General features: G+C 76.4%; 20 protein-coding genes. 9 read left to right on the forward strand and 11 right to left on the reverse strand.

Features of this window, described 5'->3' with window-relative positions; genetic code table 11:
• Positions 1-21: 21 nt before the first annotated feature.
• Entirely contained in the window at positions 22-4,611 is a 4,590-nt protein-coding gene (locus tag ACQPX6_RS29935) for an AAA domain-containing protein (RefSeq protein WP_433784460.1), read from the reverse strand.
• 153 nt (positions 4,612-4,764) lie between these two features.
• On the opposite strand from ACQPX6_RS29935, the gene ACQPX6_RS29940 reads away from it, so the two are divergent.
• The 4 genes from ACQPX6_RS29940 to soxR are packed head-to-tail and all read left to right on the forward strand — an operon-like array spanning position 4,765 to position 7,355.
• Positions 4,765-5,937 (forward strand): DUF2786 domain-containing protein, encoded by a 1,173-nt coding sequence (locus ACQPX6_RS29940; protein WP_433784461.1) that lies wholly within the window; start codon positions 4,765-4,767, stop codon positions 5,935-5,937.
• A gap of 16 nt (positions 5,938-5,953) precedes the next feature.
• Entirely contained in the window at positions 5,954-6,346 is a 393-nt protein-coding gene (locus ACQPX6_RS29945) for a hypothetical protein (protein WP_433784462.1), read from the forward strand.
• Between the two features lie 29 nt (positions 6,347-6,375).
• Positions 6,376-6,900: an NADPH-dependent FMN reductase gene (locus ACQPX6_RS29950; RefSeq protein ID WP_433784463.1), complete on the forward strand. Its 525-nt coding sequence runs from the start codon at positions 6,376-6,378 to the stop codon at positions 6,898-6,900.
• Positions 6,897-7,355 (forward strand): redox-sensitive transcriptional activator SoxR, encoded by a 459-nt coding sequence (soxR, locus tag ACQPX6_RS29955; protein WP_433784464.1) that lies wholly within the window; start codon positions 6,897-6,899, stop codon positions 7,353-7,355. The genes ACQPX6_RS29950 and soxR overlap by 4 nt, the downstream gene beginning before the upstream one ends.
• On the opposite strand, the gene ACQPX6_RS29960 is transcribed toward soxR, so the two are convergent.
• A complete protein-coding gene (locus ACQPX6_RS29960) occupies positions 7,348-8,232 on the reverse strand; it encodes an ABC transporter substrate-binding protein (RefSeq protein WP_433784465.1) in 885 nt (294 codons plus the stop codon). The genes soxR and ACQPX6_RS29960 overlap by 8 nt on opposite strands.
• A 77-nt stretch (positions 8,233-8,309) precedes the next feature.
• Positions 8,310-8,657 carry a nuclear transport factor 2 family protein gene (locus ACQPX6_RS29965; protein ID WP_433784467.1) on the reverse strand — a complete coding sequence of 116 codons (348 nt, stop codon included), beginning with the start codon at positions 8,655-8,657 and terminating at the stop codon, positions 8,310-8,312.
• Between the two features lie 72 nt (positions 8,658-8,729).
• On the opposite strand from ACQPX6_RS29965, the gene ACQPX6_RS29970 reads away from it, so the two are divergent.
• On the forward strand, positions 8,730-9,593 hold the full coding sequence (locus ACQPX6_RS29970; protein WP_433784468.1) for a LysR family transcriptional regulator: 864 nt from the start codon (positions 8,730-8,732) through the stop codon (positions 9,591-9,593).
• Between the two features lie 17 nt (positions 9,594-9,610).
• Positions 9,611-10,366 (forward strand): EI24 domain-containing protein, encoded by a 756-nt coding sequence (locus ACQPX6_RS29975; RefSeq protein ID WP_433784470.1) that lies wholly within the window; start codon positions 9,611-9,613, stop codon positions 10,364-10,366.
• Here the strand turns inward: ACQPX6_RS29975 and ACQPX6_RS29980 are convergent.
• Genes ACQPX6_RS29980 through ACQPX6_RS29990 form a run of 3 tightly spaced genes read right to left on the reverse strand, consistent with a single transcriptional unit; the run spans position 10,357 to position 12,139 of the window.
• On the reverse strand, positions 10,357-10,833 hold the full coding sequence (locus tag ACQPX6_RS29980) for an SRPBCC domain-containing protein (protein WP_433784472.1): 477 nt from the start codon (positions 10,831-10,833) through the stop codon (positions 10,357-10,359). The two genes, ACQPX6_RS29975 and ACQPX6_RS29980, sit on opposite strands and share 10 nt — an antisense overlap.
• Positions 10,814-11,188: an ArsR/SmtB family transcription factor gene (locus tag ACQPX6_RS29985; RefSeq protein ID WP_433784473.1), complete on the reverse strand. Its 375-nt coding sequence runs from the start codon at positions 11,186-11,188 to the stop codon at positions 10,814-10,816. Before ACQPX6_RS29985 ends, ACQPX6_RS29980 begins: the two co-directional genes overlap by 20 nt.
• 57 nt (positions 11,189-11,245) lie before the next feature.
• Positions 11,246-12,139 carry an aminoglycoside phosphotransferase family protein gene (locus tag ACQPX6_RS29990; protein ID WP_433784474.1) on the reverse strand — a complete coding sequence of 298 codons (894 nt, stop codon included), beginning with the start codon at positions 12,137-12,139 and terminating at the stop codon, positions 11,246-11,248.
• A gap of 31 nt (positions 12,140-12,170) precedes the next feature.
• Here ACQPX6_RS29990 and ACQPX6_RS29995 point away from each other — a divergent pair, with 31 nt between their 5' ends.
• The gene (locus ACQPX6_RS29995; protein WP_433784476.1) at positions 12,171-12,902 is read left to right on the forward strand and encodes a YaaA family protein; all 732 of its coding nucleotides are present in this window, start codon (positions 12,171-12,173) and stop codon (positions 12,900-12,902) included.
• A gap of 186 nt (positions 12,903-13,088) precedes the next feature.
• Here ACQPX6_RS29995 and ACQPX6_RS30000 read toward each other — a convergent pair whose 3' ends face one another.
• The 3 genes from ACQPX6_RS30000 to ACQPX6_RS30010 form a co-directional block, all read right to left on the reverse strand.
• Complete coding sequence (locus ACQPX6_RS30000) at positions 13,089-13,898, reverse strand: serine hydrolase domain-containing protein (protein ID WP_433784478.1); 810 nt, start codon at positions 13,896-13,898, stop codon at positions 13,089-13,091.
• Between the two features lie 25 nt (positions 13,899-13,923).
• Positions 13,924-14,838, reverse strand: a complete 915-nt coding sequence (locus ACQPX6_RS30005) for a serine hydrolase (protein ID WP_433784479.1) — start codon at positions 14,836-14,838, stop codon at positions 13,924-13,926.
• A 78-nt stretch (positions 14,839-14,916) separates the two neighbouring features.
• Positions 14,917-15,783, reverse strand: coding sequence for a mechanosensitive ion channel family protein (locus ACQPX6_RS30010; protein WP_433784480.1), 867 nt, complete (start codon positions 15,781-15,783; stop codon positions 14,917-14,919).
• Between the two features lie 170 nt (positions 15,784-15,953).
• Between ACQPX6_RS30010 and ACQPX6_RS30015 the strand changes: the two genes are divergently transcribed.
• Both ACQPX6_RS30015 and ACQPX6_RS30020 read left to right on the forward strand, forming a co-directional pair.
• Entirely contained in the window at positions 15,954-17,309 is a 1,356-nt protein-coding gene (locus tag ACQPX6_RS30015) for a sodium:proton exchanger (RefSeq protein WP_433784481.1), read from the forward strand.
• Complete coding sequence (locus tag ACQPX6_RS30020) at positions 17,306-18,277, forward strand: hypothetical protein (protein WP_433784482.1); 972 nt, start codon at positions 17,306-17,308, stop codon at positions 18,275-18,277. The genes ACQPX6_RS30015 and ACQPX6_RS30020 overlap by 4 nt, the downstream gene beginning before the upstream one ends.
• Positions 18,278-18,335: 58 nt before the next feature.
• Here ACQPX6_RS30020 and ACQPX6_RS30025 read toward each other — a convergent pair whose 3' ends face one another.
• Both ACQPX6_RS30025 and ACQPX6_RS30030 read right to left on the reverse strand, forming a co-directional pair.
• A complete protein-coding gene (locus ACQPX6_RS30025) occupies positions 18,336-18,743 on the reverse strand; it encodes a hypothetical protein (protein ID WP_433784483.1) in 408 nt (135 codons plus the stop codon).
• Between the two features lie 71 nt (positions 18,744-18,814).
• Positions 18,815-20,047, reverse strand: coding sequence for an ABC transporter ATP-binding protein (locus tag ACQPX6_RS30030; RefSeq protein WP_433784484.1), 1,233 nt, complete (start codon positions 20,045-20,047; stop codon positions 18,815-18,817).
• Between the last annotated feature and the right edge of the window lie 3 nt (positions 20,048-20,050).

The following is a 20,050-nucleotide window of genomic DNA, read 5'->3' on the forward strand; positions in this document are numbered from 1 at the left end:
CCCCACGCTGGCACGGGGCGGTCAGGTCTCGCCCGTCGCGACGAGGTGCTCGCGGAGGTCGGCGGCCGAGGTGAACGCCCGGTAGCCCAGGGCGCGCAGGCGCTCGCCGGCGGGCTCGGTGAGGTCGGGGTCGAGCACCACGGGCGGGGCGAGGGCGCGGCGGCTGATGCCCGTCGGCCACAGGGCGGCGGCGTCGGTGAGCACCCGGCCGTCGCGGGGGTCGTGCACGCGGGCGCCGCGGCGCGGGGGCGGGAAGCCCTGGGCGGCGAGGTCCTCGACCAGGTCGTCGAGCGTCTCCCCGGCGGCCTCCCCCAGCACCGCGCGTCCCGAGCGCCCGCGGCGCGGCCGGTACTCGGTGCGGTCCCAGGGCGCGGTCTCGACCACCGCGAGCGGGCCCGTCGGCGACGACGGCGTGATCCCCGCCGTCGTCGCGGCGTCGAGCACCGGCTGCAGCGCGCCCTCGCGGTCGCTGATCCACCGCGACTCGGCCACCCGGACCACGGGCCAGCCGCAGCGGCGCAGGTCGTGCTCGGCCTCGACGTCGGCGCGGGTCACGGGGCGGTGGGCCTCGTCGCCGTCGCAGATCACCGCGAGCCGCCCGGTCGCGCCGGTGACCACGAGGTCCAGCGTGCGGCCGTGCACCTCGACCTGCGGGACGACGGCGAACCCGAGCGCGGAGAGGTCGGCGAACACCCGCTGCGCGAACAGGCTGGTGAACGCCGGGTGCCGGTGCTCGGTGTCGACCTGCCCGGGCAGCGGCCGGTTCTCCGGCGCGCCCGCCGAGCCGTCGGGCTCCGTCGCCGTGACGTGCTCGAGGAGCTTGCGGCGCAGGTCGGTGGGGGCGAGCTCGTCGACGCGCACCGAGTGGAACAGCCACATCTGGTCGCGGGCCCGCGAGGCGGCGACGTTGAACGCCTGGCGGTAGCGCTCGGCGGTCAGCGACACCAGGCGGTGCCCCGGCGCCACGACCATCGACAGCCACACGACGTCGCGCTCGTCGCCCTGGAAGTCCGCGGCGACGCCGACCCGCAGCCGCCGCGCCTCCCACGCGTCGACCCCGAGGCGCTCGCGCAGCAGGCCGTCGACCAGCTCGACCTGCCCGTGGCCCTGCAGCACGACCACCCCGAACGTCGCGCCGTCGTAGGCGGGGTCGGCGGCGCACCGGGCCACCGCGTCGACCAGCGCCGCCGCCTCGGCCTCGTTGGCCAGCGACGACCCCTGCCCGCGCACCACCGCGCCCGGCACGTACGTCGCGCGCAGCGGCGGCAGCCGGTCGGCGCCGAACTGGCGCAGCGGCACCAGCGGCTCCCCGTGCACGCCGGCGTCGTCGGGGCCCGCGTAGAACTCCCGCGACGACCAGCCGACGATCTCGGGCATCGACCGGAAGTGCTCGCGCAGCCGGATCGGCGGGCCGAACGTCGCCCGGAACACCGAGAAGACGCTGGCCCGCGGCGTGAACTGGCTGCGCAGGTAGAACGGCACCTCGGGGAGGTCGGTCTCCAGCCGCGCGAACGCCGGCTCGAGCGACCCGACGCCGACGTCGGCCGGCGTGCACTGCCGGTCGTCGCCGACGACGATCACCCGCGGGGCGAGCCAGAGCAGGAACAGGCTGGTCAGGTCGGCCTGGCTGGCCTCGTCGACGATCACGACGTCGAACGCGTCGGGCCGGGGGGCGACGACGGAGAGCACCTCGCGGATCGGCATGACCCACGCCGGCACGGCGTCGCGGGCGACCTCGACGGCCTCGCGGGCGGCGGCGCGGTAGCGGTCGGCGTGGCGCCCGGTGCCCCGCCCGACCGCGGCGACCGAGGCGCGGTGGCTCTGCAGCGCGCGCATCTGCTCGGCGCTGACCCCGGTCAGGCACGCCCGCCAGGCCCGCGCGGCCGCGAGTCGGGAGGTGACGCGGGCGAGCTCGACGTCGAGATCGGCGAGACGGTCCGGCGCGGCCTCGTCCACCGCCCAGCGCCGCACCCGCGCCGCGGCCCGCGCGTGGGACCAGGCGCGCTCGAAGCGCTCCTCGCGGTCGGGCCAGGGCTCGCCCGCGTGCGCGCGCAACAGGGCGACGACTCCGGGCGCGGCCGCCTCCAGGCGCGCGGCGAGCGCGTCGGCGCGGCGCTGGTCGCGGGCCTCGCCGTGCGCGGCCTCGACGGCGAGCACGGCCGCGGCGTAGGCGTCGGCGTCGCGGCGGCGCAGGGCGTCGAGGACGGCGACGAGCTCGGGGGCCTGGCGCGCCGGCGGCACCCCGGCCTGCACGCGCTCGACCACCTCGTCGAGCTCGGCGCGGGCGAGGTCGGCGGCGCGGGTGTCGTCGACGTCCAGGGACAGGGTGGCCAGCACGCGCAGCCGGACGATGGAGTCCACGCGCGGACGCTCGGCGGGCGGCAGCGCGGCGAGCAGGCGCCGGACCGCCACCGCGGCGGTGAGCACGGCGCCGACCGCGAGGCACGTCGCGCGCAGCGCGAGCACCTGCTCGACGAGCAGGGCCCGGTGCTCGGCGCGGCGCACGGGGTAGTCGAGCGGGCCGAAGCCCTCGGCGAGCCGGTCGGTGATCTCGAGGATCCGCAGGTGGTGGGCGATCGCCGACGCCCCGGACACCGTCGACGGCTCGGCGCCGTGCAGGTGGATCCGGTCCAGCCAGGGCTCGACGGCCTTCTGCTCGTCGGGCTTGAACAGCCGCCGCGTCTGCCCGCCGTCGGCGAGGAACGCCGCGAACCGCTCGAACACCGGGGCCGCCGCGGCCGCGTCCACGCCCTCGTCGACGCGGACCTGCGCGGGCCCGGCGCGGCGGTCGTGGTCGAGCACCGCGTCGACCACGCCCAGGCCCTCGACCGCGCGCGCCCACAGGTGCCCGGCGCGCCCGCCGAGCACGGCGTCGGTGACGTCGTGGGCCCAGTCGGCGTCCTCGCCGGTGTCCTCCAGGCCGGCCAGCGCGTCGGCCACCCGGCGGCTGACCGCGGGCAGGTGCGCGGCCGCCTCGCCCGGCAGCTGCCCGAGCGCCGCGACGACCTCGCCCGCGTCGCCCGAGGTGGCGTCGAGGCCGCGGGTGACGGTGGCGACCAGGTCGGCGATGTGGTCCTCGGGCGGGAGCTCCACGGGCGGCGGCAGCACCTGGCGGCCGCGCTCGCGCCGCGCCGGGGTCTCGGAGGCCAGCAGCTCGCGCAGCTCGCGGAACTCGGCGACGCCCAGCGGCGGCTCGCGGGGCAGCTCCAGGTCCGGGCCGACGACGTCGGCGAGCCAGCCGTCGCGCTCGTGCCCGGCGAGGACGCGGCGGGCGACCTCGGCGCGCGTGCCGGTCATGCCCGGCCCGAGGTCGCGCTGCACGGCCGTCTCCGCGGCGCGGGCGGTGACGACGGCGTCGAGCGCGGCGTCCCGGTCGGCGCGCAGGTCGGCGCGGCGCTGGGTGAGCTCGGCGACGACCAGGTCCGCCTCGTCCGGGTCGAACTCGGTGCTGCGTGCCGCGAGCCCGGCGATGCCGGCCCCGAACTCGCCGTCGGCCCCGTCGTCGGGGCCCTCGGCCAGCGAGATGCACAGGTCGCGCATCTCGGGCGGCAGCTTGTCGCGCAGCACCCGCAGCGCCTGCGCCTTCTCGCTGGTCACGAGCACGCGGCGGCCCTCGGCGAGCAGCGCGCAGAGCAGGTTGGCGATCGTGTGGGTCTTGCCCGTGCCCGGCGGGCCCTCGACGACGACGCCCGAGTCGCGGCCCAGCCGGGTCAGGATGCGACCCTGCGCGGCGCCGACCGGCAGCGGGAAGAGCGGGTCGGTCACCGGCGTCGCGTCGTGCCCGGTGCGCGCGAGCCAGGCGGCGCGGTCGGCCGGCTCGACGGCGGCGACGAGCTGCGCGAGGCCGACGGGCAGCGGTCGGTCGGACGCGAGGTCGGCCACCATCGCGTCGTAGTAGGTGCGCAGCGCCGCGGCCCCGCGGCGGCGGGCGACGATCGTCGGGGCGGGCACGAGCCACGTCCCCGCGCCGGTCGGCCCGATCCAGTCGTCGCCGCGCTCGTGCTCGACGCGCAGCCGGGCGTCGGCCCAGGCGGCGAGCACGGCGACCAGGTCCTCGTCCAGCGGGGAGGCCGGCGGGTCGGGGCGGGGCGCGGCCTCGTCGACGAGCCCGGTGCCCTCGAGCAGCTCGTCGTCCTCCCAGCGGGCGCCGTCGCCGGCGAGCGTGACGACCATCGCGTCCCCGTCGTGCTCGACGCGCACGGGCCGGGTCAGCAGGTGCACGCGCACGTCGTGGTCCGGGGCGTGCAGCAGGCCGCCGGCGAGCACCAGCTCGACGGCCTCGGGCTGGTCGGCGGCGGCGCGCATGAGGTCGAAGAGCGCGTCGAAGGTGGCGCGCTGACCGGCGGGCACGCGCAGGACCTCGTCGCCGGCGTCCCGGGGCCGGCGGATAGCGCCCTGGTCATTGACGTCGACGAGGGCCAGCTCGCCGACGTGGTGGCGGGTGTGGCGCACCGGACGGGAGCGGGCGAGGGCGACGCGGCGCAGCACGCCGACGAAGCGCTGCACCCGGTCGCGCAGGGCGGGGTCGAGCTCGGGGCGGTCGGCGGCGTGCTCGCCGGCGCCTTCGGTGGAGGCGCCCGCGATCCGGAGCGGCTCCTGCGGCACGGCCACGCCCGCGCTCCTCTCCACTCGTTCGTCCCCCGACGGGTCAGAATCGCATCCCGGTCCCACGCGGGACACGCGTGCCCACCGTCGTGGCGGGATGGAACCGTGCGGGGAGCGCGGCCGTCGAACTCCGTGACGGATCGACGAGGGGGTGGGCGCGTGGACGGCACTGCGGAGGACCCGGCGGAGGTCGCGCGGTTCCTGGCCGGGCTGGTGGCGGCGGGGGCGGAGCACGTCGTCCCGGTGCTGCGCCGGCGCTGGGGTCGCGCGCGGGCGCTGGCCGCGGGGGCGGACCTGGCGCTGCTCGACGCGGCCGACGCCGTGCACGCCCGCGGGTGGGGCCCGCGCGACGTCACCGAGGTGGTGCGGCGCCGCCTGTCCGCGGGGCGGCTGGTGCTGGCCGTCGACGTGCTCGGCGCAGCCGCGGCGCGGAGGCCGCGGGGCGACGCGGCCACGGAGGCCGACCTGGCGGGGCTCGGTGCCGCGCGACCCTCGCGGGACGCCCCGCTGGTCGAGCAGTGGTCCACGTTGCGGGGCCTCGACCCCGACGACGCGCTGCGGGCCACGGCCGACCTCGTGGGGCTGCTGCGCTCGCTGCCGACCCTGCCCCGCCTCGGCGAGGACGCCCGGCCGCCGGAAGGGGTGGACGCCCGGGTGCTCGCCCGGGTGCGGGCGCTGCTGGCCAAGGCCGAGTCCACCGACTACCCCGAGGAGGCCGAGGCGCTCTCGGCCAAGGCTCAGGAGCTCATGGGGCGCCACGCCCTGGAGCAGGCGGTGGTGGCCGGGCCGGGCGACGCCGCCCCCCGGGCGGCCGCGCGGCGCCTGTGGCTCGACCCGCCCTACGCCTCGGCCAAGTCCAACCTCGTGCACCAGGTCGCGGCGGCCAACCGGTGCCGCGCGGTCAGCCTCGCGGCCCTGGACATGGTGACGGTCGTCGGGCACGCCACCGACCTCGCGACCGTCGAGCTGCTGGTCACGTCGCTGCTGGTGCAGGCGGGGCGGGCGATGCTGGTGGCCGACGGGGCGGTGCCGCGCTCGCGGACGCGCTCGTTTCGCCACGCCTTCCTGCTGGCCTACGCGACGCGCATCGGTGAGCGCCTGACCGCCGCGTCCCACGAGGCGCAGGCGCACGCCCGCGCGGAGCTGGGCGAGGGCCTGCTGCCGGTGCTCGCGGCGCGGGCCGAGGTGGTCGAGCGCACGGTCGACGAGCTGTTCCCCCGCGTCACCCGCCGGCGGTTCAGCGTCGGCAACGGGGCCGGCTGGGCCGCCGGGCGCGCCGCGGCCGACGCCGCCAGCCTCACCCCGGGGCGTGACGCGCTCGCTCCCGGCTAGGGGCGAGGATGCCCCCGTGCCCGGCAACCGCGAGCGACGCGCCGCCAAGCAACGGCGGCGGGACGCCAAGCGGGGGCACGTGCCGGGCGACCGGGCCACCGACGATCCCGGCCTGCCGCCCGAGTCCCTGCAGGGGGTGCTGCGCAGCACGGCGGCCGACCTCGCCGCCGGCGACGAGGGCGCGCTCACCGAGCTGCGCCACGTCCTCGTCGAGCACCTCGCACGGCGGCGCGACCGGGTGCTGGCGGCGTGCGACGTGGTGACGGCCGGGGTGTCACCTGCTCCTGGGGAAGGCCTCGGGGCCGCGCTCGCGGGCGGCGACACGGTCTCGTCGTGGGCGGAGCGCGAGGGCGTGCGCACCGAGGAGGCGGCCGTGGCGACGGTGCGGCTGCTGGCTTCCTTGACCTAGACGATGGTTCAGGTCCTAGCGTCGGGGTCATGAGCGACACCGAGCCCCCGATCCGCCTCGCGGTCGTCGTCGGCAGCGTCCGCGACGGTCGCTTCGGCCCGGTCGTCGCCGCGTGGTTCGCCGCGCGGGCGCGCCGCCGCCCCGCGTTCGCCGTCGACGTCGTCGACCTCGCCGAGACCGGCCTCGACGCCGGGTTCGCGGCGCGCCTCGAGGTCGCGGACGCGGTCGTCGTCGTCACGCCGGAGTACAACCACAGCTACCCCGGTCCGCTGAAGACGGCGATCGACGCGGCCGGCGGCGCGTGGCGCGGGAAGCCCGTGGGGTTCGTCGCGTACGGCGGGCTATCCGGCGGGCTGCGGGCTGTGGAGCACCTGCGGTGCGTGCTCGCCGAGCTGCACGCCGTCGGGCTGCGCGACACCGTCAGCTTCCACGGCGCGGCCGGCGCCTTCGACGTCTCGGGTGAGCCTCGCGAGGCCGGGGCCGACGCCGCGGCGACGGTGCTGCTCGACGCCCTGGCCTCGTGGTCGCAGAGGCTGCAGGCGGTGCGCCCGTGAGCGATCAGACCCGTCCCCACCCCGGCCAGGAGCTCTCCGTCGGCGAGGTCGCCACGCGCAGCGGGGTGCCCGTGTCCGCGCTGCACTTCTACGAGCGCGAGGGCCTCATCCGCAGCCGGCGCACCGCCGGCAACCAGCGGCGCTTCCGGCGCGAGGTGCTGCGGCGGCTGTCGTTCATCCGGATCGCCCAGCGCGTCGGGATCCCGCTGGCGGAGATCCGGTCGTCGCTCGACTCGCTGCCGGACGGGCGGACGCCGAACCGCAAGGACTGGGAGGAGCTCTCCGCCCAGTGGCGCGCCGACCTCGACGACCGCATCCACCGCCTGCAGCAGCTGCGCGACGACTTCACCGGCTGCATCGGCTGCGGGTGCCTGTCGCTCGACCGCTGCGGGCTCGTGAACCCGCACGACCGGCTCGCCGCCGACGGGCCGGGGCCGCGGCGCCTGGTCAGCTGAGCACGGCGATCCGGCCCGGGGGCGGTGCCGGGATCGCGTCGGGGTGCAGGGCGTGGGCGAGCGCCTCGATCCCGTCGACGAGCCGGGGACCCGCACGCACGACGTAGGAGGCGGAGTCGACAGCGATCAGGGGTGTTCCCGGCAGCTGCTCGCGGACGGCGGCCGCCTGCGCGACCGCGTCGTCGAGCCCGAACCCGCACGGCGCGACGAGCACGGCGTCGGGGCGCTCGGCGCGCACGTCGTCCCAGGTGGTGGCGACGCTCCGGCCACCGTCGATCCCGGCCAGGGGCTCCCCGCCTGCGCGCCGGACCATCGCCGGCACCCAGTGCCCGGGGAGGTACGGCGGGTCGGTCCACTCGAGGGCGAGGACGCGGGGTCTGGGGCGCCCTCGGAGGGCGTCGTCGATCTCCGCGAGCCGTCGTTGCAGGTCCGCGACCAGCGCGGACCCCGCGTCGTCCGCGCCCGCCGCCCGGGCCACGGCCGCGATGGCGTCGAGCACGTCGTCGAGGGTGTGCGGGTCGACGGTGAGCACGGCGGCCTCGAGGCCGAGGTCGTCGAGGGCCTGGGTGACGCTCGCCTCGGGCAGCGCGCACACCCGGCACAGGTCCTGGGTGAGCACGAGGTCGGGCGCCGCGGCGCGCAGGGCGTCGCGGTCGAGCACGTACTGGGGCAGGCCGCGGGCGGCCCGGTCGCGGACCACCGCGTCGATCTCCGCCGGCGTCAGCCCGGCCGGCAGCGCCGTGTCGACGACGACCGGACGCGTGGCCCGGACGTCGGCGGGCCGGTCGCACTCGAAGGTCACGGCGACGAGGTCGTCGGCCAGCCCCAGCGCGCCGACGATCTCCGTGGCCGCCGGGAGCAGGGACGCGATGCGCACGGTGGCCGACCCTAGGTGCGCTCCGCGCACGTGAGCAGAAATCGGTGCTGGAGCACCGATCTCTGCTCACGTGGGCGTCAGCCCACCAGCGGACGCGGGTCGAAGACGACGCGCATGGTGGCGATGCGGCCGTCGACCACGTGGCTCCAGTTCACGACGACGATCGGGTCGGCGGCGACCGTGGTGTGCAGGTCGTAGACGGTCGCGACGTCGGGCCCGTCGACGAACACGTGGTGGATCGCGACGTCGCGGACGATGCCCAGCAGGCCGTGCAGGCTCGCGATGTTGTCCGCGAGGCCCTCGACATGACCCATCGGGCCGTCGAAGACGATGTCGTCGGCGAGGACGTCGCGCAGCGACTCGGCGTCGCGGCGCCGCCAGCCCTCGAAGTAGGCGGACGCGGTGTCGGCGGGGGTGCGTGTCATGCGTTCCATCGTCGGCCCGCGCCTGCCCAGAAGTCGAAGAGCTGTCGGAGCTCCCTGCTATAACTGCTGATTGTGGAGCTGCACCAGCTGCGCTACCTCGTCGCCGTGGCCGAGGAGGGCGGGTTCACGCGGGCCGCCGCGCGCGAGCACGTCGCGCAGCCGGGCATCAGCGCGCAGGTCGCGCGGCTCGAGCGCGAGCTCGGGCACGTGCTGTTCGACCGGTCGGCGCGCGGCGTGCGCCTCACCCCGGCCGGTGAGGCGGTGCTGCCGCACGCCCGCGCGGCGCTCGCCGCCGTGACCGCGGTGCGCGACACCGCCGACGAGCTCGCCGGGCTCCTGCGCGGGCGGGTGGCGGTGGGCGTGGTGCGCGGCGGCGGGGTCGGCGACCTGCCCGCCCTGCTCGGCGCGTTCCACCGCGCGCACCCGGACGTCGCGATCCGCCTGGTCGAGGCGGCCACCGACGCCCTGGTCGACGGGCTGCGCACCGGCGACCTCGACCTCGCCTGGGTCGGGCGGCACGGCGACCCGCCCGCGGACCTCGAGGTCGACGTCGTCCTCGACGTCCCCCTCGTCGCCGTGCCGCCGCCGGGCGTGGCGCTCGGCGCGACGGTCACGGCGGCCGAGCTCGCCGAGCACCCGGTGATCGCGCTGCCGGTCGGCGCCGGGGTGCGCGCGGCGCTCGACCGCGCGACCGCCGACGCCGGCGTGGTCCTGCGCCCCGCGCTCGAGGCGGGCTCGCCGCCGGTGCTGCTCGACCTCGCCCGCCAGGGCCTCGGCGTGGCCGTCGTGCCGGCGCCGGCCGTCGTCGGGCGGGACGACGCGGTGCCGATCGTCCCCGAGGTGCGGGCGCGCATCGACCTCGCCCGCCGCCGCGACGCGCCCCTGGGCCCCGCGGCACGCGCGCTGCTCACCCTCGCTCGTGAGCGGATGTCCTAGCCGGGAGGATCGCGCCCATGGAGGTCGTGACGGGGCTCGGGCTGTTCGCGCGCGGGGCGGTGACGGTGCTGCGCTCGCCGCGCCTGCTGCTGCTCGGGGCGGTGCCGGCGCTCATCGTCTCGGTGTTCTACGTCGCCGCCCTGATCGCGCTGGTGGCGTGGCTGCCCGACCTCGCGGTGGTCGTGACCCCGTTCGCCGACGGCTGGTCGGACGGCGCGCGCACCACGGCGCACGTCGCCGCCGGCGCCGCGATCGCCGGGGCGGCCGCGACGGTGGCCGTGGTGACGTTCGTGGCGGTCACCCTCGCGGTCGGCGGGCCGTTCTACGAGAAGCTGGCCGAGATCGTCGACGACGAGCTGGGCGCCCCGCCCGCCCTCGCCACGTCCTGGGCGAGCTCGGTCGCCCGCGGCGTGCGCGACGGGCTGCTCCTCGTCGGGCTCTCGCTGCTCGCCGCGGTCCCGCTGTTCGTGCTGGGCCTGGTGCCGGTGGCCGGCCCGGTGCTCGCGTCCGTCGCGGCGGCACTGGTCGGCGGACGCCTGCTGATGATCGAGCTCAGCGCGCCCGCCCTCCAGCGCCGCGGGCTCGACCTGCGCGAGCGCCGCCGCCTCCTGCGCACCCGCCGCGCGCTGACCTGGGGCGTCGGCATCCCCACCTACCTGCTCGCGGCGATCCCGCTCGTCGCGATCCTCGCGATCCCGGCGGGGTCCGCCGCGGCGACGCTGCTGGCGCGCGAGCTGCGCGGGGAGCCGGTGCGCGCCCCGGCTCAGGCGTAGGCGGCCCAGTCGGGCATCGGGGTGCCGTGCAGGGCGGCCTCGAGGCGGTCGAGGTACCAGCGCCAGCCGGCCTCGACGTCCTCGCGCCGCAGCCCACCGGCGAGCCGCTGGGCGAACACGAGCACGGCGCCGCGGCCCGCGGGCTCGACGGTGAGGTCGAGGTGCCAGGAGCGGTCCTCGCTCTCGGGCATCTCGACGGCAAGGTGACGCGGCGGCTCGCAGGCGAGGATGCGCACGTCCACCGGGTCGGCGACCTCCCCGCCCGCGTCGGCCTCGCCCGTCATCGTGAACGCGACCGTGCCGCCGACGCGGGGCTCGCCGGTCCAGGTGCCGATCCAGCGGCCCAGGCGCTCGGAGTCGGTGATCGCGGCCCACACGTCGTCGACCGGGTCGGGGTACTCGCGACGCCAGACGATCGTCTCGGCCCCGTCGGACTCGGTGCGGGTCTCAGCCGGCGGCGTGCTCATCGGGTTCTCCCTGCTCGGCGGCACGGCGCGCACGCCGGCCACGGCGGATCTCGGTGTCGAGGGCGTCGAGCCGGCTCGCGGGGCCGGGCTTCGGCACGTCGTTCAGCGGTCGGAAGCGCTCCAGCCAGGCGTCGAGCTCGGCGAGGGGGCGGCGGTCGAGGGCGTAGATGCGCTGCTGGCCGGCCACGCGGGACGTGACCAGCCCGGCCTCGCGCAGCACGCGCAGGTGCCGGCTGATCGCCGGGCGGCTGATCGGGAACGCCGCGGCGATCTCGCCCGCCCCGACCTCGCCGTCCGCCAGGCGCTCGACGATGGCCCGGCGGACCGGATCGGCGAGCGCGTCGGCGGGGATCACGAGTTTATGTAACCAAAGATTTCATTAACCGGCAAGCTACGCGTCAGCGAATCGCGCTCAGGTGCCCGCGAGCCAGTCGGGGTCGCCGAGGGCCGCCAGCGTCTCCCGGGGCGCGTCGGCGAAGCGCGGGTCGGCGGCCGGGCCGCGGGTCCAGGTCAGGGCGCGGGCGATCACAGCGGCCCGGCAGGCGGTCTCGGCGAGGTGCCGGAGCTCGTCGCGCGGGGCGAGGTCGGCGAAGACGTCGAGGTAGGCGTCGCGGGGCCGGGTGATCGCGGGGTCGTCCGGGGCGACGTCGAGCGTGCGCCGCAGCGAGCCCAGCGCGACGAGCAGGCTCGCGAAGGGGTGGGCGAGCACGGCGTCGCCCCAGTCGGCGAAGCGGCCGTCGCGCAGGACGTTGCCGGTGTGCAGGTCCTGGTGGTCGACGCTGCCGGGGACGGTGTCGATGAGCTGCTCGGACCAGGCGGTGACCTCGGCGTGGTGGCCGTCGCCGGTCCCGATCGTCGCGACGGCCTCCGCGTACCGGGCGGGCAGCGCCGGCGGGGTGGCGTCGGGCACGCCGAGGGCGCGCATGTCCGCGAGGTGGTCCGACGCCGCGCGCTGCAGGCGGGCGTAGCGGGGCAGGGCGTCGGTGAGGGCGGCGGAGGGGTCGGCGCCGGTGTCGCGCACGCTCGGGCCGGTGTCGGGCAGGAGCAGGCGCCGGCCGTCGACGGCCAGCGGGGTCGCGACGGCGTCGGGCGCGACGCGGGCGAGCAGGGCGTGCAGCCCGACCTCGTGGGCCATCCCGGCGCACGGTTCCTTGAGCCACACCGGCCCCTCGGCCGTCGGGACCCGCAGCACCGTCGACCAGGCGCGGTGGCGCTGGGTGACCTCGCCGGTGGGCTGAAGGCCGGTGGCGTCGGTGATCCACGCCAGCACCTCGTCGCGCCAGGCCGCGGTGCCGCGCTCGCTCACGGGCCCATGGTGGCCGACTAGCGTGCCGGGCGTGCTCGTCGTGCTGCCCCCGTCGGAGACCAAGGCCGCCGGCGGCCGCGGGCGTCCCCTCGACCTCGACGCGCTGTCGTTCCCGTCGCTGAACCCGACGCGGAAGGTGCTGGTCGACGAGGTGGTCGCGCTGGCCGCCGACCTGCCCGCGTCCCGGGCGGCGCTGGACGTCTCCGAGCGCCAGGACGACGAGATCGCCCGCAACGCCGCGCTGTGGAGCTCGCCGACCACGCCGGCGCTGCGCCGCTACACCGGCGTGCTCTACGACGCGCTCGACACGGCGTCGCTGACGATGGCCGCCCGGCGGCGCCTGCTCGTCTGCTCGGCGCTGTTCGGGCTGGTCGGGGGCACGGACCCGATCCCGGCGTACCGGTTGTCGGGCACCAGCGCGCTGCCGGGACGCGACGGCCTGCGCACCCTGTGGCGACCCGAGCTGATGCCGCTGCTGGGCGAGGTGGACGACCTCGTCGTCGACCTGCGCTCCGGCCCCTACGCCGCGCTCGGTCCGGCGCGGGGCGCGGTGACGCTCGACGTGCACAGCGAGGCGGCGGACGGCTCGCGGACGGTGGTCAGCCACGCGAACAAGTCGCACAAGGGCCACGCCGCCCGGCTGCTCGCGTCGTCCCGGCGCCGACCCCGCGACGCCGGCGGGGTCCTGGCGCTCCTGCGCGACGCCGGCCTGCGCGTGGAACAGGCGAGCGACCACGCCCTGGTGCTCGTGGTCCCGCGCTGACCCTCATGCCAGCGTGGGGGCCACGCTGGCGTTCAACGCGAGGAAATATCACCCATCTCGCGCCGCACCCTCCGCGAGGCAGTCCCACAAGATCGTGGCGGCTTTCCTGGCGTTCAACGCCAGCGTGGCCCCCACGCTGGCACGCGGAGCGTGCCGTCCAGCGCCGGTCGCCAGTCGGCCAGCGAGCTACAGGTCGGCGAGGACCGCGTCGGACAGGGCGGGCCAGGCGGTCTTCGCCCAGTCGCCGAAGTCCCGGTCCGCCAGCGCCACGCACGCCGCGCCCGCCTCGGGGTCGACCCACAGGAACGTGCCCGACTGACCGAAGTGCCCGAACGTGCCGGGGGCGTTGCGCGACCCCGTCCAGTGCGGGCTCTTGCCGTCGCGCAGCTCGACGCCCAGGCCCCAGTCGTTGGGCTTCTGGTGACCGAAGCCCGGGATCGTGCCGTTGAGGCCCGGGAACTGGACGCTCGTCGCCTCCCGCACGGTGTCGGCGTGCAGCAGCGTCGGCGCCTGCATCTCGGCGGCGAGGCGCAGGAGGTCGTCGACGCTCGCGGTCGCGCCATGGCCCGGCGAGCCGTCGAGCGTGGTCGCCGCCATGCCCAGCGGGGCCAGGAGCGCCTCGTGCAGGTAGTCGGCGAAGGCGATGCCCGTCGCCTCCTCGATCGTCGCGGCCAGCACCTCGAACCCCGCCGACGAGTACAGCCGCCGGGTGCCGGGCTCGGCGACGGCGCGGTGCTCACCGAACGCCAGCCCCGAGGTGTGCGCGAGCAGGTGGCGCACCGTCGAGCCCTCGGGGCCGGCGGGCTGGTCGAGGGTCACCGCCTCCTCCTCGACCGCCACCAGCGCCGCCCAGGCCACCAGCGGCTTGGTCACGGACGCGAGCGGGAAGCGGCGGGCGGTGTCGCCGCGGGTGCCCCGCACCGTGCCGTCGGCGCCGACCACCCCCGCGGCGGCGTGCTCGACGGGCCAGTCGTCGACGAGGGCGAGGCTCTGCACGACACGCGAGCCTAGGTCAGGTCATTCAGCTAGCCAGCGCGTCCCGGGCCGCGCCCGCGGCGTCGTCGAGCAGCGTGCGGGCGGCGTCGTAGCCCCGCGGCTGGTTCGACAGCAGCACCAGCACGTAGCGGCTCTCCAGGTCGGGCAGGCCGGTGGAGTGCAGGTCGACGCTGGACTGCAGGCAGCACAGCCAGCCCTGCTTCGCCGCCGCGGTGCCGCGCCGGGCGGGGTCGAGGAGCCCGAAGCCCTGGTCGAACCCGTCCGCGGCCGTCGCCGGCGCCGCCTCGAGCGACGAGAGCACGAGGTCGCGGTCGGCGGGCGCGAGCCGCGTGAGGATGAAGGCGTAGAGCGTCGCCACGTCCCGGGCCGAGGTCAGGGTCTCGCCCCACTGCCCGGCCCGCTCCGACGGGCTCGTCGCCCTCAGCCCGACCAGCGCCGAGACCCGCTCGATCCCCTCCGGGCCGCCGAAGCGCGAGTACAACCCGTTCATCGCCTCGTCGTCGCTGAGGGTCAGCGCGCGGCGGATGCGCTGCTCGTCGCTCGGGGTCACCGTCACCTGGCCCGCGGCCCGCCGCGTCAGCACGTCGACGATGGTGAACAGCTTGGCCACCGACGCCGTGCGCAGCGGGGTGTCGGCCTCGCCGTTGGCGGTGATCTGGCCCGTGGTGCGGTCGAGCACGGCGACGCCGAGCGTGACCCCGCGCCGCTCGCGCTCGGCGGGCGCGGTGGCGTCGACGGCAGCCTGCGCTCGCGACGGGGTCGGCGCGGGCGTGGTCGTCGTCGTCGGCGGCGGGGTGGTGGGGCGCGGCGTGGTGGCCACCGGGGCGGGCGCCGCCACCGGCGGCGGGGCCTCGGGGCGGGCGCACCCGCCCACCAGCGCCGCCGCGACGAGCGCGGCGGCGGCGAGGCGCGGTGCGCGGCGGGAGGGACCGGCGATCACGGGGCGATCCTGCGCCCGTTCGTGTGAGGTCCGCGCGTCGAAGGGCCGCGACGCGCCGACGTCACACCGCCGTCACCCTCACGCCGCCAGCGCCACCTCGTCCGCGCGCAGGGCCGCGACCACCCGCTCGGTCACGGTCCGCTGGACCGCCCACTGGCGCCCGGGCTCGGTCGTGACCGTCAGGCGCAGCGTCATGCCCGACGCCGAGAGCGACTCGACGCCCAGCACCCGCGGGCCCGCGAGCACGTCGTCGCCGTGACCGGCCTCGTCGATGGCCGTGGCGGCCGCCGACCCGGCGACCGCGGCGGCGTGGGTGATGTCGGTGTCGATCGCCAGCGGCACGTCGACGACGGCGACGGCGTGGTCCTGCGACCCGTTGCCCACGCGCTCGATCGTCCCGTTGCGGACGTACCAGACCATCCCGGCGACGTCGCGGACCGTCGTGGTCCGGAGGCCGACGCGCTCGATGGTGCCGACGGCGTCGCCGAGGTCGACGTGGTCGCCGACGCCGTACTGGTCCTCGAGCAGCATGAAGATCCCGGACAGGAAGTCGCGGACCAGGTTCTGCGCGCCGAACCCGACGGCCAGGCCGAGCACGCCGGCCGAGGCGAGCACCGGGGCGAGGTTCACGCCGACCTGGCCGAGGGCCATGGTGAACGCAGTCCCGAAGATCAGGATGGTGGCGGCGTTGCCGATCACCGACCCGACCGTGCGGGCGCGCTGGGCCCGGCGCGCGGACCCGAAGGCGCGGATGCGGTCGGCGTCGGTGATCCCGCGGCGCCGCCGCAGCAGCGTCACGAGACCGGGCACGCCGGCGCCAGCGCTGGCGTGGCCGATGATGCGGATGACGACGGCCCGGACGACCACCGCGACGACGACGATGAGGGCGACCTGGACGCCCGTGTGGACGAGCGCGTCGAGGGTCGGGGCAGGGGAGAACGGCACGGCAGGACCTCGGGGGAGCGGATCGGGGAGGGATGCCGACACCGCACGGTGCCCGAGACGACCCGGACGCGGCAAACCGCCTGGGCACCGGGCCCGCCCGCGAGGAGATCACCGCGGAGCGGGGCGCGTCGGGCGTCTGTGGGACCCCCCGGAAGGGTAGAGAACCGGACATGTCCACCAGCAGCGCGAGCACGGCGCGCCAGCGAGACCGTTCACCCTTGCTGGTCGCGGGGGCGGTGGCCATCGCGGTCCCCGGCCTCGTGCTGCACGTCGTCGGGCTCTCGCTCTCGCACCCCGTCGACGCCCTGCTCTACGGCGTGGCGATCGTCGGCGCGGCGTTCCTGCTGTCGTGGGCCGCGGAGGCCGCCCAGGTCGACATCTCGGCGGGCCTCGCGATCGCCCTGCTCGCCCTCGTCGCCGTGCTGCCCGAGTACGCCGTCGACTTCGTCTTCACGATCCAGGGCGGCGAGGCCTACGCCCAGTACGGCCCGACCTGCCTGCCACCGGGTTCGATGGAGCAGTCCCCGTGCGGGCTGGCGCTGGCCAACATGACCGGCGCCAACCGGATCCTCGTCGGCGTCGGCTGGGCGCTCGTCGTGCTGCTCGCCGCGATCCGCCTGCGTCGCGGGGGGGCCGACGCGGGGCAGGACGGCGGGGCGGGCACGTCGCACGAGCCGGGCAAGCCGACCAAGGTGACGCTGCTGCGCACCGACTCGGTGCCGCTGGTCTTCCTGCTGATCGCCACCGTCTACTCGATGACCCTGCCGCTGCGCGAGAGCATCACGCTCGTCGACACCGTCGTCCTCGTCGGCATCTTCGTGCTCTACAGCATCCGCGTGGCGAAGGCCCCGGCCGAGGACCCCGACCTCATCGGCCCGTCGGCCTGGATCGGGGGGATGGACGCCCGCAAGCGTCGCACCGGCTACATCGGGCTCTTCGTCGTGGCCGCGGCGATCATCGTGCTGTGCGCCGAGCCCTTCGCCGACTCGCTCGTGCAGACGGGCACCGAGCTGGGCATCAGCCAGTTCTTCCTCGTCCAGTGGCTCGCCCCGCTGGCGTCCGAGGCCCCCGAGCTGCTGGTCGCGGGCCTCTACGCGTGGCGGCTCAAGACCACCGACGCGCTGGCCACGCTGGTGTCGTCGAAGGTCAACCAGTGGTCGCTGCTGGTGGGCACGCTGCCGATCGTGTTCGCGCTGTCCTCGAGCTCGTTCCACGGCCTGCCCGTCGACGTCGTGCAGCGCGAGGAGCTGCTCATCACCGCCGCGCAGTCGCTGTTCGCGGTGGCGCTGCTCGTGACGCTGTCGATCACGGTCTACGGCGCGCTGAGCCTGCTCGGGCTCTTCCTGGCGCAGTTCGTCCTCGCCGCGACCCTGCCCGCACCGCTGCAGTCCCTCGAGCTCCTGATCCTCTCCGGGGTCTACGTGGTGGCGGCTCTCGTGCTGTTCTTCCGGCAGCGCCAGGCGCTGGCCGCGCTGTTCCGCGACGGCCTGCGCACCCCCTACGCCGAACTGACCGAGGCGAAGTGAACCGTCCCAAGCTCGCCGTGATGCTCGTGCACGGCGTCGAGAGCGCCGGCGAGCAGTACGCCGCGCGCGCCATGCGCCTGCTGGGCGAGGAGTTCACCCGCATCGCCGGCGTCCCGGCGTCCGAGGCGCTGGTGATGGAGCCGGCGTTCTGGGCGCCGGTGTTCGAGCCGGGCCAGGAGCAGCTCAGCGAGCGCCTCGGCGGCCGGGGCTCCCGCTGGCTGCTCGGGCTGCTCGACACGCTCGCCGCCCGCGCCAGCCAGGGCTCGACGCTGGCGCTGCTCGCGGCGGCGTCGACGGCGGGGCTGCGCTGGCTCCCCGGACTGGGCGACGCACACTTCCCGACCCTGCGCTGGCTGATCGTGCACTACCTGGGCGACGCGGTGGCCTACCAGTCGGGCTCCGACGGGACGGGGAGCTACGAGGAGGTCCAGGCCACGCTCGCCCGCTCCCTGCACACGCTGGCGGAGAAGGCCGGGGGCGACGCCCCGCTCGCGGTGCTCGGGCACAGCCTCGGCAGCGTCGTGTCCAGCGACTTCCTCTACGACCTGCAAAACGCGGGCGAGGGGACGCCGCTGTCCCCGCAGGCCCGCGCCGAGCTCGGGGACACGCCGCTCGAGCGCGGCGAGACGTTCGGCTGGTACTACACGCTGGGCAGCCCGCTGGCTCTCTGGGCGCAGCGCCACCCGGGGTTCGGGCAGCCGCTGACGGTGCCGCACCCGGAGTTCGACGCGCGTCACCCCGGCCAGAGCCCGGAGTGGGTCAACGTCTACGACCCCGACGACGTCATCAGCTCACCGCTGCGCCCGTTGTCCGACGCCTGGTCCGCCGCGGTGACCGAGGACCGCCGCGTCACCGTCGGCCCCTGGCCCCTCGGGATGACGCCGCTCGCGCACCCGTACTACTGGAACGAGCGGAGCGTCCTCGTCCCCATCGCCTCGGCGCTGGCCCAGGCCTGGCACCGACTTTGACCTGCGGTCTCGTGCGTGCTCGTCCGTGCCCCAGCACGGACGAGCGCTCACACCCCGGTCACTCGCCCCGCACGCCGGCGTCGACGAGGGCGCGGCAGGCCACGGCACCCGGGGAGTTCGAGGCGTTCACGCACCCGCGGTAGGACTGCGCGGCGGACCCGCCGTCGGCGGCGGGGCGGTCCCGAGTGGTCGAGCGCGGCGCCCGGGTGGTCCGGGTCGTCCGCGTCGTCGTCGGCCGGGTCGTCGTCGCGCGGGTCGTCGCCGACGGGGTGGTCGCGGTGGTCGACGGGGCGGCGACGCTCGCGGGCGGAGCGGAGGTCGGCGGGGCCGTCACCTCGGGCACGACGGCCACGACCGGGGCCACCGGGGCGTCACTGGTCCTCGCGATCTGGACCCCCGCTCCCGTTCCCACGGCGATCGCCACCACGGCCAGGGCGCCCACGGCCCACGTACGGATCTCCGACACGTCCGGGAATCGCCTCCCGCCCCTCGAGGGTTACCGGCGCGCGTCGACGATCGCCCGCCCGGCCCAGCGACTCAAACGCGCGCCCGCTCCACCTGCTCGACGCGGTCCTCGGTGGCCATCTCGGTGAGCTTGCGGCCCGCCTCGGCGTCGCGGGTGAGGTTGTCGCCCGTCTTCGGGTCGAAGACGTGCACCTTGCGGCTGTCGAGCCAGAACTCCGCCTCGCGGCCCTCGCGGATGCGGCTGGTCGAGTCGATGGACACCACGGCCTGGGTGCGCAGCTGGTCGGAGTCGAGCTCGCGGGAGAGCTCCTTGAGCTGGTCGGCGACCTCGGTCGGCGCCTCGTACGGGATGTAGGCGTACTGGGCATCGCCGAGCCACTCGGTGACGTCGACGTGGGCGGTGAACGTCGACCCGTGCGGCTTCTTCGCCTCGTCGACCAGCGAGGCGTCCTCGAAGTACTCGGGGCGGATGCCGACGAGCAGCAGGTCGTGGCCGGCGATCTTCTGCGCGCGCTCCTCGCCCAGCTCGATCGGCCCGAAGGGGGTCGAGAGACCGGTGCCCTCGACGGTCGCGGGCAGGAAGTTCATCGGCGGCGAGCCGATGAACCCGGCGACGAACAGGTTGACCGGCTGCTCGTAGAGCTCGCGGGGCGACGCGACCTGCTGGATGACGCCCTTGCGCAGCACGCAGACGCGGTCGCCGAGGGTCATGGCCTCGGTCTGGTCGTGGGTGACGTAGACCGTGGTGATGCCCAGGCGGCGCTGCAGCCGCGAGATCTCGGTGCGCATCTGCCCGCGCAGCTTCGCGTCGAGGTTCGACAACGGCTCGTCGAACAGGAACGCGTCGGCCGACCGGACGATGGCCCGGCCCATGGCCACGCGCTGGCGCTGGCCGCCGGAGAGGTTGGCGGGCTTGCGCTCGAGGTGCTCGCGCAGCTCGAGGACGTCGGCGGCCTCCTCGACGCGCCGGCGCACCTCGTCGTCGGGGACCTTGGCCAGGCGCAGCGGGAACGCGATGTTCTCGTACACGGTCAGGTGCGGGTAGAGCGCGTAGTTCTGGAACACCATCGACAGGTTGCGGTCGCGCGGCGCCTTGTCGTTGACGCGGTTGCCGCCGATCACCATGTCGCCCGAGGTGATGTCCTCCAGCCCGACGATCATGCGCAGCAGCGTCGACTTCCCGCAGCCCGACGGCCCGACCAGGATCATGAACTCGCCGTCGGCGATGTCGAGGCTCACGTCGTTCACGGCCGGGAAGCCGTCGCCGTACTTCTTGACGATGTGGCTCATCTCGATCGAGGACATGGA

Origin of the sequence: Actinomycetospora sp. CA-101289 (genome assembly GCF_050955895.1) — a bacterium.
Lineage (GTDB): Bacteria > Actinomycetota > Actinomycetes > Mycobacteriales > Pseudonocardiaceae > Actinomycetospora.

Bases quoted from the DNA above. Each gene is read 5' to 3' on its own strand.
- ACQPX6_RS30030 (WP_433784484.1), bottom strand. From the start codon at position 20,047: ATGTCCTCGATCGAGATGAGCCACATCGTCAAGAAGTACGGCGACGGC.
- ACQPX6_RS29965 (WP_433784467.1), bottom strand. From the start codon at position 8,657: ATGACACGCACCCCCGCCGACACCGCGTCCGCCTACTTCGAGGGCTGG.
- ACQPX6_RS29980 (WP_433784472.1), bottom strand. From the start codon at position 10,833: ATGAGCACGCCGCCGGCTGAGACCCGCACCGAGTCCGACGGGGCCGAG.
- ACQPX6_RS30015 (WP_433784481.1), top strand. From the start codon at position 15,954: ATGTCCACCAGCAGCGCGAGCACGGCGCGCCAGCGAGACCGTTCACCC.
- ACQPX6_RS29950 (WP_433784463.1), top strand. From the start codon at position 6,376: ATGAGCGACACCGAGCCCCCGATCCGCCTCGCGGTCGTCGTCGGCAGC.
- ACQPX6_RS29975 (WP_433784470.1), top strand. From the start codon at position 9,611: ATGGAGGTCGTGACGGGGCTCGGGCTGTTCGCGCGCGGGGCGGTGACG.